This window comes from Spirosoma endophyticum (assembly GCF_900112365.1).
Lineage (GTDB): Bacteria > Bacteroidota > Bacteroidia > Cytophagales > Spirosomataceae > Spirosoma > Spirosoma endophyticum.
The window spans coordinates 27,238-43,069 of sequence record NZ_FOLQ01000032.1; the positions used below are offsets into that span (position 1 = coordinate 27,238).

17 protein-coding genes and 1 pseudogene are annotated in these 15,832 nt (G+C 44.3%); 12 read left to right on the forward strand and 6 right to left on the reverse strand.

The features are described from left to right. Window positions 1–202: 202 nt before the first annotated feature. From BM202_RS33170 to BM202_RS38975, 6 genes are all read left to right on the forward strand, one after another. Complete coding sequence (locus tag BM202_RS33170; RefSeq protein WP_093834361.1) at window positions 203–763, forward strand: hypothetical protein; 561 nt, start codon at window positions 203–205, stop codon at window positions 761–763. A gap of 177 nt (window positions 764–940) precedes the next feature. Further along, on the forward strand, window positions 941–1,588 hold the full coding sequence (locus BM202_RS33175; RefSeq protein ID WP_093834364.1) for a hypothetical protein: 648 nt from the start codon (window positions 941–943) through the stop codon (window positions 1,586–1,588). Between the two features lie 484 nt (window positions 1,589–2,072). Next, window positions 2,073–2,519, forward strand: coding sequence for a hypothetical protein (locus BM202_RS33185; RefSeq protein ID WP_093834368.1), 447 nt, complete (start codon window positions 2,073–2,075; stop codon window positions 2,517–2,519). A 66-nt stretch (window positions 2,520–2,585) separates the two neighbouring features. Further along, window positions 2,586–2,906, forward strand: a complete 321-nt coding sequence (locus tag BM202_RS33190; RefSeq protein ID WP_093834370.1) for a hypothetical protein — start codon at window positions 2,586–2,588, stop codon at window positions 2,904–2,906. 20 nt (window positions 2,907–2,926) lie between these two features. Beyond that, window positions 2,927–3,160 (forward strand): DUF5618 family protein, encoded by a 234-nt coding sequence (locus BM202_RS38970; protein WP_317039739.1) that lies wholly within the window; start codon window positions 2,927–2,929, stop codon window positions 3,158–3,160. After that, the gene (locus tag BM202_RS38975) at window positions 3,147–3,335 is read left to right on the forward strand and encodes a DUF5618 family protein (protein WP_317039740.1); all 189 of its coding nucleotides are present in this window, start codon (window positions 3,147–3,149) and stop codon (window positions 3,333–3,335) included. Before BM202_RS38970 ends, BM202_RS38975 begins: the two co-directional genes overlap by 14 nt. Before the next feature lie 79 nt (window positions 3,336–3,414). On the opposite strand, the gene BM202_RS33200 is transcribed toward BM202_RS38975, so the two are convergent. Next, the gene (locus BM202_RS33200) at window positions 3,415–4,056 is read right to left on the reverse strand and encodes a hypothetical protein (protein WP_093834372.1); all 642 of its coding nucleotides are present in this window, start codon (window positions 4,054–4,056) and stop codon (window positions 3,415–3,417) included. 391 nt (window positions 4,057–4,447) lie between these two features. Here BM202_RS33200 and BM202_RS33205 point away from each other — a divergent pair, with 391 nt between their 5' ends. The 4 genes from BM202_RS33205 (at window position 4,448) to BM202_RS33220 (ending at window position 8,488) form a co-directional block, all read left to right on the forward strand. Next, entirely contained in the window at window positions 4,448–6,085 is a 1,638-nt protein-coding gene (locus BM202_RS33205) for a UvrD-helicase domain-containing protein (protein ID WP_093834374.1), read from the forward strand. Window positions 6,086–6,105: 20 nt separating this feature from the next. Next, window positions 6,106–6,378: a hypothetical protein gene (locus BM202_RS33210; RefSeq protein ID WP_093834376.1), complete on the forward strand. Its 273-nt coding sequence runs from the start codon at window positions 6,106–6,108 to the stop codon at window positions 6,376–6,378. Window positions 6,379–6,591: 213 nt separating this feature from the next. Further along, on the forward strand, window positions 6,592–7,404 hold the full coding sequence (locus tag BM202_RS33215; RefSeq protein ID WP_093834378.1) for a ParA family protein: 813 nt from the start codon (window positions 6,592–6,594) through the stop codon (window positions 7,402–7,404). Window positions 7,405–7,417: 13 nt separating this feature from the next. Then, window positions 7,418–8,488 carry a hypothetical protein gene (locus tag BM202_RS33220; RefSeq protein ID WP_093834380.1) on the forward strand — a complete coding sequence of 357 codons (1,071 nt, stop codon included), beginning with the start codon at window positions 7,418–7,420 and terminating at the stop codon, window positions 8,486–8,488. Between the two features lie 498 nt (window positions 8,489–8,986). On the opposite strand, the gene BM202_RS33225 is transcribed toward BM202_RS33220, so the two are convergent. Beyond that, window positions 8,987–10,318, reverse strand: coding sequence for a hypothetical protein (locus BM202_RS33225; protein WP_143100829.1), 1,332 nt, complete (start codon window positions 10,316–10,318; stop codon window positions 8,987–8,989). 254 nt (window positions 10,319–10,572) lie between these two features. Further along, window positions 10,573–12,159 (reverse strand): T9SS type B sorting domain-containing protein, encoded by a 1,587-nt coding sequence (locus BM202_RS33230; protein WP_218160644.1) that lies wholly within the window; start codon window positions 12,157–12,159, stop codon window positions 10,573–10,575. 590 nt (window positions 12,160–12,749) lie between these two features. On the opposite strand from BM202_RS33230, the gene BM202_RS36895 reads away from it, so the two are divergent. Together BM202_RS36895 and BM202_RS33235 are read left to right on the forward strand one after the other, a co-directional pair. Then, window positions 12,750–13,961: a hypothetical protein gene (locus BM202_RS36895; RefSeq protein WP_143100830.1), complete on the forward strand. Its 1,212-nt coding sequence runs from the start codon at window positions 12,750–12,752 to the stop codon at window positions 13,959–13,961. A gap of 36 nt (window positions 13,962–13,997) precedes the next feature. Beyond that, the gene (locus BM202_RS33235) at window positions 13,998–14,627 is read left to right on the forward strand and encodes a porin family protein (RefSeq protein ID WP_177236786.1); all 630 of its coding nucleotides are present in this window, start codon (window positions 13,998–14,000) and stop codon (window positions 14,625–14,627) included. A gap of 201 nt (window positions 14,628–14,828) precedes the next feature. Here BM202_RS33235 and BM202_RS38870 read toward each other — a convergent pair. The 3 genes and pseudogenes from BM202_RS38870 to BM202_RS37945 form a co-directional block, all read right to left on the reverse strand. Further along, a pseudogene (locus tag BM202_RS38870) lies at window positions 14,829–15,014 on the reverse strand (IS1 family transposase); the annotation flags it as partial. A gap of 7 nt (window positions 15,015–15,021) precedes the next feature. Continuing rightward, entirely contained in the window at window positions 15,022–15,237 is a 216-nt protein-coding gene (locus BM202_RS39240) for an IS1 family transposase (protein ID WP_093834388.1), read from the reverse strand. Between the two features lie 391 nt (window positions 15,238–15,628). Beyond that, window positions 15,629–15,832 (reverse strand): hypothetical protein (locus BM202_RS37945; protein ID WP_218160645.1); only part of this gene is annotated, 204 nt, incomplete at its 5' end.

A 15,832-nucleotide genomic window follows, 5' to 3' on the forward strand; every position in this document is an offset into this window, starting at 1 on the left:
AACAAAGCATAATAAAAATCAGCTATTACAGCATTAATGTGCCATAACCCCCATTTTTCACTACACTTATTTACAACGTATTTTAATCAGGATTAAGGGGGCGTGGATTTTCATAACTATCTGATGTATAGTAATTTGCCTTGGCGAGTTGGCCTATTTGTTTGTATCTTTATACAAGTTAAAACGCCGAAGCGCTAATCTAATGATTAACTCTGACCTGTATGCAATGGCCCAGATTGGGCTGGAATTGAAGATAGTAGAAACGTTTAAACCACTTCCAACACCTGAAGCCCTGACTTCTTTTCTGAAGGGTGAGACGGATTGGGTAAGTTATGAACCGCGTATAGTTGAAATCGTTGAGGAATTGAATAAAAAAATGGGCATTGCCTATAATTACCACGTTGCAGAAGCGGCTAAACTACTTGGTATGGAGGGTTCTGGACTTGACACACTGGTCTATAACAGCCAGAAGTACCGGGATGCCGAGCATAAGATTGAACGGTTCAACGTCCATTTGAATGCCATACAGGAAGAAGGTTTTTGCTTGTTGACTCAGGCCCAAGCTGACAAGTTGCTTGTCGATAAACGCCTTGTAGAGATATATTTAACGCCAAACCAGCGAATCAGCGCCAGGCTTATTAAAACTATCGCAAACGGGTACTATTGGAGGATGCCCCGCTATAAAACCAGAGGGTATGCGGCTAACCTAGAAACGCAATACGTTAAACTACCTGCCCTCAATCAGAAATCGTCCAAAGTGTGACCGTTAATAGAACAAGATTGTAAAGGAATCACGGTGTCAAAAATTTTTGACACCGTGATTTTGAGTATTACCAGAATTTTTGAAAACCAGTCATTGATTAATTATACTAAAAAACATCATCATGTACCACATAGTCTAGATTACCAAGTATCGAAAACATAAAAATGATTAAGTCATATGGACTACCCAATACCACTTTTGCTACGTTATCCGTATTATCTAGATCCTCATGTATTGAACTCGCTTAAGGGAGGCTTAGCTGTTCTAATAAGCGAAAGTAATAAACTTGTGATCCAGGGTTCCGTGTTTACCTCAGATAATCCGCTGCCCGTTGGTGAAGAGGGTACAATCTGGCCAAGTCGGTTTCATGCTGAGTTGTATTTAAAGAAAGACCTCCAAGAGTTTCAAGTCTGGCAAAAGGAGCAGAATCGGTTGAAAGAGCAACAGCAGACACAGCTCCGAATCCAAAAGGCGCAGGCCCGTCAGGAAGCTTCGGACGAGTTTTATCGTAGGCATCCTATTCCGTTCGCTTTCTCGATCAAAATAAAAGAGGCCTTGAGCGGATTAAGTGCCAGCAGTTGGGGCGATGGCCAGAAACGCAATACAGTTTATCACATCTATACCCAGGAAGAAGTAAGATTAGGTCGTTTGTACCGGCCAAAAGGCGAATTTTTGTGTAGTCCTGTTAAAAGCCGTTCAGGAGCCAATTGGAGTGATTCACTGGGCAAAGACAGCCACCGCCTAGACGCTGACGGCATTAAACAAGTACCAACCTGTAAACGCTGTCTGGATATTCTTAAGCGCTTCTCAAAAACTAGTGTGTAATTCATACTACTTTATGAATTCAGATACAGACCAACCAGACCCCAGCATGGAGCCTATACAGGTTGCCTGCGAAAAAATGATTTACGACCTATACCTACAAAATCAGCCTGGTTTGGTTGCATTTATTGATCAGTTAATCCGGATGGGACACAGTCCAACCCATATTGCTAATCGTGTTAAATCGATAATTCCGGTAATTAGCCAGGTGAATAATCACGTATTTTTAATAGCTATGTATTTACTCAGACGTCAACTTTCCAGTAACTAAACCTTGGCTGGTGTCAAAAATTTTTGACACCAGCCAAGTGGATTCGTCAGCCAGGTAAGGAGCGAGATTTATTCACTACACACCACTAAACGTATACTAAACACAAGGGATTAAGGGGAAAAGGGTGTTTCAGAAGGTTTATTTAACCCCTAAAATCGCTTGCAATGGTTATATGATCGTCGTAAATTAGCTAATAATCAAACAGTTAGCAAATTTATGAACGCCTACTTAATTGATCCCGCAACCCGTACCATTTCACCAGTCGAAACGGACTTTTCGCTACCAAGCATTTATAATTTGCTCGGTTGCAACCTGATTAGCAGTGCGGCAGGACAAACGAATGGTGATGTGCTGTTCGTCGATGATAATGTGTCAGATGGTGAGCATGAAGCGTTCCGGTTTGGTACCTGGGAAATATACTCGAAAGCCCTGGTGGTTGGTACTGACCGCTCCGGCGAAACGGTTAGCCCAAAAAATCCGATTGAGTTGTATGAAACTCAGATCGATTGGTTAGGAGCAAAAATGTTTGAACCCAACGTTGCGTTCTTATCTTTTCCGGAAAGTGCACGCCTAGAACGTGATGCAGAAGACCGCATGGCTACCAGTTTACAGGAAAATCTTGATTGGTGGGATGCTTTCCTGAAACGAAATAAAATTGATTAAAAATAGCCCCTAACCTCTATGGTTAGGGGTCACCTAAAAAGTAGCTAAACCCATTCAAAAAGTGTCATGCAAACAACAGGAAAAACCTTTCGATTTAACAGCCCTGTTAACTGGGAACACAGTTCAGGCGCAGTAGCGACGATCAGCCAGGACACAGCATCAACGTTCGAGTTTTTTACGAAAGAGGGTACTATCCCATCTACGGGCTATGGTCAGATCGAGTGGACCTTCACGGACGATTCACAGCAGCCCCGCATTGAACACATCGGTATCTGGTGGCCCAACGATAATCTTGATGATTACGACGGGGTATTTGAGTTGCCTAAACAGGCTATCGAATTTATCCAGAGTTTTGGCTTGCAAGTTGGACCGGATTTTACCCGTTAATTCTTATTTTTGATTGTATTATGAACTCGGTACAGGAATCCAGGCGCTATATGGACAATGCCCGCGAACTCTTACGGGAGAAAGCCGGGAAACAAAATGGTCAATATCACGATCGTAAATACGTCCGTATGGCGGGTAACACGGCTTACAATGGTATTCTTGTCGCACTGGATAGCCTTTTAGAAGAAAAGAAAAAAGGCCGTAAAGATCCGGGCCCGCAGCGGCGTACCGTGCCGGGCGGTGACGTGGTATAAATCGCAGTTGGCTAAACTGGATAAACGGCTGTTAGATATTTTTGTACTGGCTTATGATACGCTTCATTTAGCGTTAGGGTACGATGGTCATTTAGACGCAGATGTAGCGCAGGCGGGCTTAAAAAGGGCTGACACGATTATCAATTGGGTCGAACAGCGAACGACTACCGTTTAAGTGAAAATCCATTCAGCTTCTACTAAAGACTGAATGGATCTGGATCACTATACGAATACTACTTAGACACTAGACTTCACTACTTCAGTATGCCAGGAGATTCACGGGCAAAAATGAATTGACCGATCTGCCGTATATCATTAACCGTAATTCCCGAAACATCGTTGATATACGGTATGTATCGATCAGCGTAGGGTGAAGCCGTTCCATACACGTAACCAATATTAATTCGAAACCGAAAATCCGTTTTCGTTGGATACGCCAACCGTTCAACCATCACACGTACGTTGCCAGGAGCCGAAAATTTGTCCTGAAGGTACCAGACACCATAGATATACCCAGCCGCATTGTTGCTGTTACCCGAAAAATTGGCGTATGAGAAACTTCCTAAAGGAGTCTTCTGAAACGTAGGTCCGGTACCACTCCCATCAATGTATAATTTAAGCGAATCAGTACCGCTTGGCTCAATAAGGAGTTTATAATTACCCGTAATTGCTTTGGGGTCGGGCGTGAATGCATAATCCTGGCCCTCAATGGTTGGTACATGATTACCTGCCCATTTAATGTAAACAGCCGGAAATTCACCAGACAAATAAACTTTAGGATCGGATGAATTGACTAATACAGTCTCCGAGGTTACGGGATCCTCCCCTCCCCCTTTTTTACAACTTAAGTTAACTGCAATCAGAGTCAGGAAAAGAAAAAGTCGGTACGATTTCATGATGCATTTTTCCAGTTGAATGTACAACAGCCCTAAAATTGATATCCATATGCTTTAGTTACTATAACCTCTGACAAAACACTTATCAAACGGAGCAGTCAGAAGCCCTGTTTAGCGGCTTGACTTGACAAAAACCAAGGCGGTCCCACTCAAATCAGGCTACAAACATACCCAGTCCACCCAGATGAATTTTTGGTGGACAAAAAAAGATGAATGGGAAGAAGCTGTTTTCTTATATATGATTTTAATTTTTAACTTGCGAAAATTATTAGTATATTAGTGTCACAAACAGGGATGAACGCAAAAGCGTTTTTCGGGCAATTGCTGTACATAAAACATCAGAAAGTAGCTGCCTTGAGCCATCAACATGTGTAATTAAGCAACATCGGACATGAAAGCTACCAGTATCACCCATGAGCAGCTCGAAGCAACCCGGCAGGCGGGTGATTTTAAATTAGTGGCGGTTGCCGGCTCGGGCAAAACTACCACCCTCATCGAGTACGCCGCCTCCAGGCCTGTGCTGAGTTCGGGTCGTTCACCCCGAATCCTCTACCTGGCTTTTAACCGTACCGTACGCCTGGAAGCACAAACTCGTTTCGCCCGGCGTGGTCTAACAAACGTTACAGTACATACGGCTCACTCATTGGCCTATAGCTATGTGATCGTCCGGCAGAGGTATGTGCTGAGTGCCGGGGGCGACTACTCGATTCAGGACATTGCAGCTCAGCTTGGCTTCACGCAACGAACTATGCTGGCTGGCTGTATGATGGCCAGCCACGTCAAAAAGCTGTTCAGTTACTTCTGCAACTCAAAAGCAGTAACCGTCGAGCAGCTGGACTACCTGGCTATTATTGACCCGGCCGATGCGAAAAGTCGCCGGTTTGCCCGGCAAAACAAGGAAAAGATCTACCGGTATGCGCAGCAGCTCTACACGCAGATGGATACCAACAAACTGCCTTGTACGCATGACTTTTACCTGAAGAAGTTTCAGTTTGTAGCTCCTCCTTTGCCCTACGACTATATCCTCTTTGATGAGGGGCAGGATGCTTCGGAAACGATGCTGGAAGTGTTTATGAAGCAACCGGCAACGAAACTGATTGTCGGCGATCCTCACCAGCAAATCTACGGGTTTCGACATGCTGTAAACTCCCTGGACAAGTTCGATGCGCCAACGCTGTACCTGAGTCAGAGTTTTCGTTTTGGAGACGAGGTTGCTCAACTGGCGAACTACGTACTGGGCTGGAAAAGCAGTTTCGATACGGGCCAGCTCACTACGATTAAAGGAGTAGGAAAGCATCAGCCACCAGTTGCGCCCATACACGCGACGATCGGCCGTACGAACGTAGCGGTTCTGGCCAAGGCCATTGATATGCTATGTATTGAAGAGCAGATTGGGTCCTTATACTTCGAAGGGCGGTTCGAAACCTACACCTACATGGACAGTGGCGGATCGCTTATGGATATCTATTACCTGTATCAGGATAGACTGGATCGGGTCCGCAGTCCATTAATTAAAACCATGGGCCATGTTGGTGAACTGAAGCATTACGTTGATCAAACCGGCGAGGCCTCTATGCGCCTGGCGCTCGAAATTGTTGAGACGTACCAGGACGCCTTACCTGAATATATTGAGCAGATCCGGCAGGCCCATGTCGACGATTCAATGCGACACGTGGCCGACCAGATTTTTTCGACCGTTCACCGATGCAAAGGGATGGAGTACGACGGAGTGACGTTGTGCGATGACTTTATTGAAAAGAAGGGAGTGTCCGAAAAACTGGCGGATAAACAGAATCCGGCTAATCTGCAGGCGTTGCACGAAGAAATAAACATGCTATATGTAGCCTTAACCCGCAGTCGTCAGCAAGTAAGAATCCCGGATACGTTACGGGCCAGTTTTAGTTTCGATCGAGCGGCGCTGGCGCCTGTTCCAGCTGAGAACCGCACTCAGCAGCGCAGTGAATCCGCACTTACAGGCCAAGGTGAAACGGCAAGTGGACAAGTTACCAAACTCCGGGCTACAGTCTGAATGGATTAATCCGTTGTGTTATGACAGAATCTTCGAAGAAAAAAAACGCCGGTCGCCCTGAAAAACCCGTTGAGCAGCGGCTTATCCACAAAGTTACTGTAGCCTTCACCCAGCAGGAATTTGCCGATTTGAAGTGGACAGCAGAAAATCAGCCGACACGGGGCTCCAAACCTTCTCCAAAAACCGACAAAGCGACAGCGCATTACATACGCACGTTGGTTCTGCCCGAAGTTGAAACATTTGTTCCGACACACCGGCCTGTACTTCCCGGCGACGAGTCAGACGTTTTATAAGGACCGGTCCGCTACTGATAGGGGACTCCGAGAAGGGCATCGTACCAGTGCCCGCTTGTAGGGCTCAAAAAACGCTTTTTTTCAAAATATTTTATTTAATATTAAATTTACGAAAATAGAGGCTCGGACTTATTGATTTAAATAACCTTAGGGCATTCAATTAGGACAATCCAGTTGGGAATTTTTACTTTTAAGGTACAAACGGTTTAAGAGATGAAAAAGCAAATCGTGGTTGCGGTAGCCAACAACAAAGGTGGCACGGGAAAGACAACAATAACGCTTAACCTGGCAGCTGGTCTACAACGACTGGGGAATAAGGTATTGATGGTTGATCTGGATGCCCAGGCTAACTTGACGAGCGCGGTGGGTTTTAAAAACCTCAAACGTCACGTGGGTCAGTTGTTGATCGATGAGATGGAATGGGATGAAGTTATCCTCAAGGGAAAGGTAGAGTCTACGGATGAGGCCGAAAGCTGGCCGCAGTTAGATTTATTACCGGCCGCCCGGACAATGGTTTCTCATGAATCAGCCCTCAACGCGAGTGGTGCCATGCTGGAGCTCCGTTCTCATCTGGAGGGAAAAGACTACGATTACGTATTGATCGACTGTCCGCCTAGCCTGGCTGCTTTTACAACCAACGCTCTGGCGGCGGCCGATTACTACTTGGTGCCTATGCAGGGTGAGAATTTTGCGTATATCGGCCTAGATGAAATGCTGAAGTATGTAACCAAGCTGAAGCGCAATATGCGGCTCGATATCAAACTGGCTGGTATTGTCAAAAATAAATTTAATTTGACGACCACCTTCGCCCGCCAGATCGAGGAAGCGCTGGCTAATCAGAACGTGCCCGTTTTTAAAACGGCGATACGTCAGTTCGTTGGCCTGATGGAATGTACCGTTGTTCACAAAAGTATATTCGATTACGCGCCTAAGTCGAACGGTGCCGCTGATTTCAGCGCATTAGTCAACGAATTGATTCAGGCCACTCAACTGCAGCAGGAAGGTACTGCTGTCAAACCTCTGTAAACGGTAGTCGACCATGGAAGCCAAAAAAGACAGAAAGAAAAATTTCGCCAACTTCATCACTAATCTGCATGAAGAGGATACGACTGAGGTCGAAACGTTAGAACCGGGCACGCAGGTACTTTCACTTCGATCGGAGCTGGAGGATTCGGTGCCGGAGCTTTCACCGCTTGAGGAACACGAACAGACGACCAGGCAGGAATTAGAGGCCATCATCCAGGAGGGGTTAGATACGTATCTTACCGTCGGCACTGCGCTGTACCAGATTCGAGACGCAAAATTATACAGGAGCACTCACCTTTCCTTAAAAGCGTACCTGGCTGAACGCTTCGAAATAGGCCGGCAACGGGCCTACCAACTGATGGAAGCGGCACAGGTTGTCAATGCGTTAATGGCAGAGGTGCAAAACACTGATGATGACACGAATGTGGCCATTGTCATGCCTAAAAAAGAATCGCACGCCAGCGCACTGGCTGATGTACCTAAAGAACAACGGAAGCGGGTTTGGGACGAGGTTAAAAAGGACGAGGAGCGTACCGGGAAGGCAATTACAGCGAAAAAAATAAGTGAGAAGGCTGAGGCCATAACCGGTGTCCCACGTAACAGTAAACCGCCCAAAGATCAGAAACCACGCGGGGAGAAGGAAGCCGCCGAGGAGTTTCTGACCGATCAGGCCAGCTTAACAGCGGCCGCCATGGGTCAACCTCGTGAAAAGAATAAGGTACCTGGTGCTACCTGGCTACCCTCAGAGAAGCCAACAGAAGAAGTCAATGAGTTGAAAATCGTTGACTTTTCCGGGGGAGAATTGGATGAGACTTCAGTTGATTCAAATACGACGGTAGGAGAGAAGTCATCAGAAACGAATGACCATTTGGAGAGGCTACGTAAAGCTTTCCTGAATGCACAGCCGGCAGATCTGGTAATAAAAATAAGTGCTCGTCTTCTGCAAGACGAACAGGTTATTGAAGATTGGCAAATATTGCGGCAGGATAAACAAATCACTGACGAAAATGGCGTCGCTTCATTAACGCTGCAGGAAGCTTTAGAACTTGGTATCCTGAATGATTATCTGGCTCAATTATCCTAAAATATACGATTTCTTATAGCACCAGGCAGCACGAGTTTCGTGCTGCTTTTTTTTATGCTGACGATTCATCAATTATAGGTGCGTTTGCCGTTTCGTACAAAATCCGTCACTTGACTTTACGAACACGATTCAATGTGTCATTTTCTGGAGGGTTTTATGAGACAATCTGTTTGGGCAGTTTGGCAACCACTTTTGCCCACTATTCGGATAAAGTGAAAGTATTGTACCACTCTTACACTTTATCCGATTATACGCTTCTGAGTTACCACGTGGTATGAACATTATGCCGAAATCGGCATAACATCCCTAATGCCGAACGGAAGATTATGCCGCATACGATCATCAAAACCCGCACAATGCATTCTCAAGTCGATCTTTGACAATTGTATGCGGCATAATTTTTACGTTGAGTTAGATTTCGAAGTCACGTGTAGCCCTGCAACTGATTCCTGTATTATCTAGTGTTGGGAAGTTTTGCAAAACGGCCTTTAAGAGAATTTAGGGGAGGAGGGATGCATACTCTCGAACATTAATCAGAGGAATGCTGGTTTTGTAAGCCTGATTGATCACCTTAATCGTTTCATTGGCAATGACGGCACTGCCGATGGCCGATGGGTAGAGCCCATCCTGGGAAAAGAAATTGCCGTTGGGAAACGAGGGATCAATGAACAACCCATCCTCGGTAGTGTACTGCCGATTGATTACTCGTTTGTATAAACTGTACAAATCCACTATTGGCGTGTTGCCAGTCACTTTCGATAAATACGGCAGACTGTAATCATAATTCATGAAGGCGTTTAGCTGAAACAGTTTGACCTCCTGTTTGGAAAGCACGTCCTTGTCTTCCAGCACAATGGGCAAAGCACCTTTCTGAGCAAAAGCCTGCTTGATTTTGTCATTCGGAATTAGCAGGGCACTGTCTGCTAGAACCACCCCGCTGGTGATATTCATCGCTTGCAGTTTTTTGGCATCATATAAATGGAAGTAAGGAAAATCCATGAGGTCGGGCCGGTTGTACATAACCACTTTTCGTCCCAGATTTTGGCTGTCTAGAACGTCTTTTTGAAACGCGTAAAAAATAGTGCCACTTCCCGTATAACGGCTTAGCCGATCACTCACCAATTCGGGATTGATAGCTACGCCCACATAAATGTCAAAATCAGGCTCGTAAAGCAGCAGATGGATTTGGCGGGCATCCATCAACCGGGTGATGAGGTCGTAGCGCTCCGGCTGATTAGTCGGGAAAAGCCGGTTCAGGTAGGCATAATAGTTCCGCTGAGCGGGATAAGTGTAGTCAACTCTGGCCGAGTCCGCGGGTTTCGCCCCAACGCCGTAGGGTAGAGCCAGGTTATCTGGCATCGGGCCATTATATTTGCTAAGCACTAGCGGGTTAGTAGAGATAACACCCGTCTGATTGGATACCCGTTTCCAGGAAGGTAGTGGGTCGGTCTGGTCATAGACCAGATAGCCCGTACCATTGCCAACGGCCGGGTCAAACAAGGGGGACACAAAGGAAGCCAGTCTCATCTGGTGGGCAATCAGCGCCGGGATGCAGGTGAGTTGGCCCTCCCGGTACAGGCCCCCATCCCGATACCCGGCCATCAGGGAGCCACCCCAGGCTACCAGTCGGGTTGTCGTGGTATCGTCGGGCCGATGCAGACCCAGTAAGCCGGGTTGGTAGGCCGCCGGGGGCAGCACAACATCGGATTTGACCGGTTGGGAGAGCGAGCCAGTAATGACTACGGTTGGCTCTTCCACACTGGGTTCGATGTGTTTACACCCACTGAAGCTCAATCCGAACAGTAGTAAAAGCAACCGACACTTGTTCATATTACTAAAGAGACAATTGATATTCCGTGGTTCGAAAAAAGCAAGTTTGCCTGACGATCCTGAGCTTGCAGATTGTACGGGAAACGACGGCCTATATATAGTATTGATGATTAATCAGTTCAGTATTGAGGATGAAGAACGCAACAAACCTCAACGGTCGATAAAGCCTGTCTGACGCAATTCCAAAAGCGCTCCCCATCTAGTGCAAGCAGCAGCATTGTAATGATCAATTTGCGAATCTTTTTAATTAACCCTTATCGGATAATTACAATCTTTCCACGATAGATGTAGCTTTGGTTGCTAGCAAATAAAACCTTTAAAGTATACGTAAAAATGCCACTTAGTGGCTCCCCATTGTATTTTCCGTTCCAAAGTGAATCTCCATTTTTAATGGTGTGAAACTCATCTTCAAAGACAATTTCACCCCATCGGTTGAATATGGTCAAGCTTTCAAGTTGTAAGCTAGTAAATGGAAAGAAAATGCACCAACCTTCATTAATGCCATCATGATTTGGGGTAAAAGAGTCAGGAAGGTAAATAACATTTTCACATTGTTCGGCAACTTTGACGATCTGCTCAATTATGCAACCCAGATCATCAGAAACAGATACGTTATAACTACCTCTTGAAAGTTGAAAAAATGAAGAATCGCTTTGAAAATTCAGGTTATTAAGGCGATAATTCACCTTATTGTGACTTACAACCGCAATACTTATCTGACCATCAGTCATTCCGCAAGTAGCTGGCTTAGTGGTGATATTAGATATGTCAAGTTTTTCACTGGTACCTACTTCACTTATTTTAGAGACACGACAACCGGTTTCATCCTGAATGGATATGGTATACGTTCCTGCTTTTAAATTGTCAAATGTGTTAGTAGGTTGATACTGTATGCTATCGATCGAGTAGGTTATACGTCCGTTACCAGCAACATTGTTTACGCTTATACGCCCATTCGGTTTTCCACAAGTAGTAGCTGTAACATGAATTTGATTCACATCAAGATTGATCGTCTTTTTTAGGGATACTGACTGAGTCACTTTACATTGGTCCTGGTCTTTCACAGTAAGTGTGTAATTTCCTCCTGAAAGGTTAGCAAATTGGCTGGCAGATTGAAAGTCAGTTCCGTTTAGGGAAAAACTTAACGAGCCAGTGCCACCAGTAGCTGATATAGCTATTGAGCCATCTTGCCGACCGCATTGTGGGTCAACTGGAGTAACCGAAGTTATAGTTGGTGATGAGGGCGAAGAAACTTTGAAAGTTGAGGTGCCATAACAGTTAGCGATCCGGATCATAACCGTATAGGTTCCGGCCGCTAGACCTGTGAAAACTGGTGAAAACTGCAGAGGCCCATTATTAATACTGTACTTGAGTGGATTGCGAGCGGTAGCTCCGGTGGCGGTTATGGAGAGCGTACCATCGCTTTTTCCACAGCTGGCAGGTGTAGTAATTACGTTAACTAGATAGGGTTCAACAATTTCTATAGTTATAGGAATAACGGAGGACTCAATACCATTAATAGTTTGAGTTAGATAAAAGGTTATAGTTTTATCCAGGGAGGGCGCAGCGTACGTATTCCCTTGATAAAGCAATTGTGTTTTTGCCCCATCTGCGTACCATTTGACATTTCTTCCCGAAACGGTAAGGTATGGGTTACCACCTCGGCAATAGGTATCAGGAGATTGTAAAAAAATACTATCAGCTAAAAAAAATGAACTGATTTTGCTAGCAGAGTTACCGGTATTTGGGAGTGATCCGAGTTCATTATGAACGCTTATTAACACATGATCACTATGCCTCAGTTTGTTATTAGAGGAAAATTCTGCCTTCAGGATTGACATGTGTAATGCTTTTACAATATTTCCCAAACCTATATTTAGAACATAGAAGTGAAATATTAATATCTTGAATATCAGCCAGATTTTCATTGTAAAAACAGTTTCACTGAATAATTAATCGCTGATTTTATTCTGTTACCTATACTGAAATAGTCTGGTTCAGGCCAGCGCAAGGGGACTATATTCAGTACCTAAGCTTGTCTTCACCCCTACGTCCACCAAGCACTAATATTTTGTTGCTGATAATAGAGTAACCTAGTGACTAATTCCTAGATTCCTTTAAAAGTAGGATGGAGTAGTAATCTAACACATAAGCATAGCTCATCTAAAACGGTAAAGCGTACTCTTACTGGCTTGCCACAGGAACCATGTTTTAAAACTGTAGATCAGTAATCCATATAAACTATTTCATTGTAGATACAACGGTAAGTATAACTAAATAACTTAACGATTGTACACCAACATGAAAGTTGCCAAATGCACTAAAATACAATTTAATAATATTTTAATGCAATAATTTAAACTGTAGCTACGTAACCTAGTTGTTACTCAAAATACTAAATCGTTTATGAACCAAAACTTTACAAATCATCATGAAAAACTTACTAATGCTCATTGCTGTCTTAGTATCTATAGGTCTAAGTTCAGCTGTTGCCCAGCCTCCAAGAGTTTATATAGATGGCAATTGGTACACACATGAACAAACGGCATATATTAAATGTACTACATCGCCTGTTTTAGCAGTTATTGATCCAGCTTGTACGGATGCGTCCTGTACTGCCTATAAAAGTATCTTTGTTTCAACCTCATCTAATTTCTCTCACTTTAATGTCAATACGAATACAGAAGAAATTGTACTAGATTATACAAATCATTATGATGGCTATATTGATGTAGCTTATGCTGGGGACCCTGCCATTTGCCGCGTTCATATTGTTCAAAAACCAGGCGCTGCTACCTTTACAGCTACACCTAGTATCTGCTCTCCCTCTTCAACCGCTACCTATACCCTTTCGGTAAATTACCCATTCAATAGCACAAATCCACTAAATATTAAATGGTATACCACCGGTGGAGTAACAGTAAATGGGGCAAGCTCCTTTACCGATTCAGGAGTAACCATTAGTAACGTTACAGTTCAAGCGACTTCCTTCGGCACTATATACGCCCACGGTGAAATACCCGGTTGCGGGAATGTAGCGGGTGCTCAAGATCTGGCTTATGTAGGTACTCCTGGTAGTAGCGATATAACGTTTAATGCGACTGGAGGGGGTGACAATGGGTCTTCATTTTGTATAGGTAATACTCGAAGTTACCAGGCTAATCCAAACCTTCCTTTATCTCGCTACAGCTATAGCTGGAGCATACCCTCCGGCAGCAGTAACGTTTCTTACTTTTATTCTTATGGCCCAAATGCTACTATCACAGCAGGTGCTGCCGGTGGATTTTTACTACAAATGAATGTTACACAAAGTGGTTGCAGTTCGAGTGGAGGAAGTTCCCGAACGTTTTTTATAAGTAGTTGCGGAGGATTCCGAGTGGCTAATAATCCAAGCTCGACAAAAGTGACTGCCTTATTTGATCCTATTTTAGATGACCAGTTCATACCAGAGTCACTTCGGCTTTCAAGTGAGAAGAATGGAATAGTTAAAGAGATTAAAATACGGGGTGAGTATCCTAATGAAGAGGTAAAAAATGGATTACAGGTAGAAATGGATGTACATTCATTACCAAGGGGTACTTATTATTTACAGTCAATAAATAATGCCCAAAAATCTGAATCGACTCGCGTTGTTTTACAATAATTATTGGTGCATGCCATGTGTAAAAGTCTGTATATTTTGATTGGACTGTTATTAACGAATCTTTTCCCCATTTACGGTCAACATCCTATTGACTATAAATTGGGTCTCATTGGAGGAGTAAATGCTGCTCTGATTCAGAATAGCACAGGAATTCAAAATATAAGATGGCGCTATAATCTAGGGCTGGCGATAGAACAGCGTTTTTCACCGGCCCTAGGTTTGGTTTATCAAATCAACTATTCCCGTCAAGGAGAGACTGTAAATCTAAAATACGGCGGTACCGGTCCGGTAATCGGTCATCAATATATAACGTTTGATTATGTTAATTTGGCTATTATGGCCAGGTTTAGGCCTAAAAGTGAACGGATTTTTATACAATTAGGTGGTCAATTAGGCCTGTTAGTGAATGATTATATCTTGGTTACTGATCCGTTCAACCAGGGGAAATCATTTGAAAATGTCAACAAACTGGATGTTGGTGTTACAGGAGGTCTTGGCTATAGATTTGGGAGACATTTTGTAATTGATACACGTTATTATCATGGTATGAAACCAATTTTGTCTGATTTTATATCTGTTAATCCTCAGACTGGAATATCTACTTTTAATAAACAAGATAAATGGTATAACCGAGTATACTCACTAAACTTAAGTTATTATTTTTAGGGTACTTCTAATCCTACAATGCATTACCACAAATCATACCGAGCTAATGTGCCTTCCAGCTTTTTGGATCACGACAAGCTTAACCGACTAAACATGGTGCGAGTTGCCGTCAAGAGCAAAAGTACTGTTCCATATGATTAGTATACTTCTTTACTTACTGAAATGGGGTTGAGTAATTGGAATAAATTTTTTGGCAGTGGCTTAATTGCGTTGATCGGCGAAGAAGAACCGATTGATAAACAGACCGATTGCTGTGTCGTGAACCACGACTGACTTTGAGAAGCAAATGGTTCGGCGGGTTAACCGTTTTAAGCGCGTTCGAAGGGTTAAGTGTTTACGTTCAAGGCCTTGTAGTGCCGCTTTACGAACTAAGCTTAAGCGTTGATCTAAGCAATCAAAATAGGCCCGCGACGGCGGCTTGGCACCAAGAGTCTGTTATCCACCTAATTACTACAATTTTAGCCTGCTTAAGCAGGCTAAGTAGGTGGCGAAACGTTTGGTGAGTACGTCGTCCGAAAACGAAGGCAATGATCTCTCCCGTCACTGCATCTTCCACCCACGGCAGCGGCCGACCGTCACACCCAGCGGGGCTGTTTTTTAGTACCCACATACGACCGCCCGGCGGCCCGGCACATCTTGTCGACTTTTAGACTATCCGTGTGATGGCGGTGGCCAACTAGTAATATGACGGTCGGCTACCGCCATCACCTTTTTAGGTTTATCCCCTGTTCACGGATACATAGCCTTATGCTACAGTTTCTTTAAACCCCCGTTTTTCCAAGACATCGGAACAGCTTCACCAACGGTCGCACCTTTCTATATCCTAGAATCTCAAATGGCCGTCTCATTAATCAAATTCAAAATCTCACATTATAGTTGAGCTTGAGAGACTAATTTTTCTCCCAAATGGCGAATGAGCTGTCCAACGGCCACCGCAGCACGACCTAATCCGTTTCGGAAAATAATATCCTTCTTGCTGACCAATTGCCAAGTGACGGATTTTACGGTCGGCCGCTCATATCTTTGTTTTGATTGGAGGTTGTCCGAAAAAGTGCAATTTTTGAGTAAGACCTGACATGGGTTGCCAGTACCTCGGGTCGGCCGCTGAGACACTCTCCGGTGATCTTGAACAGGCTGGTTGTGCTGGTGCCCTTGTCCCTTTCCAACAAGCTCCGACAGTACCCATAGACGCAGGCTAGTCCTGT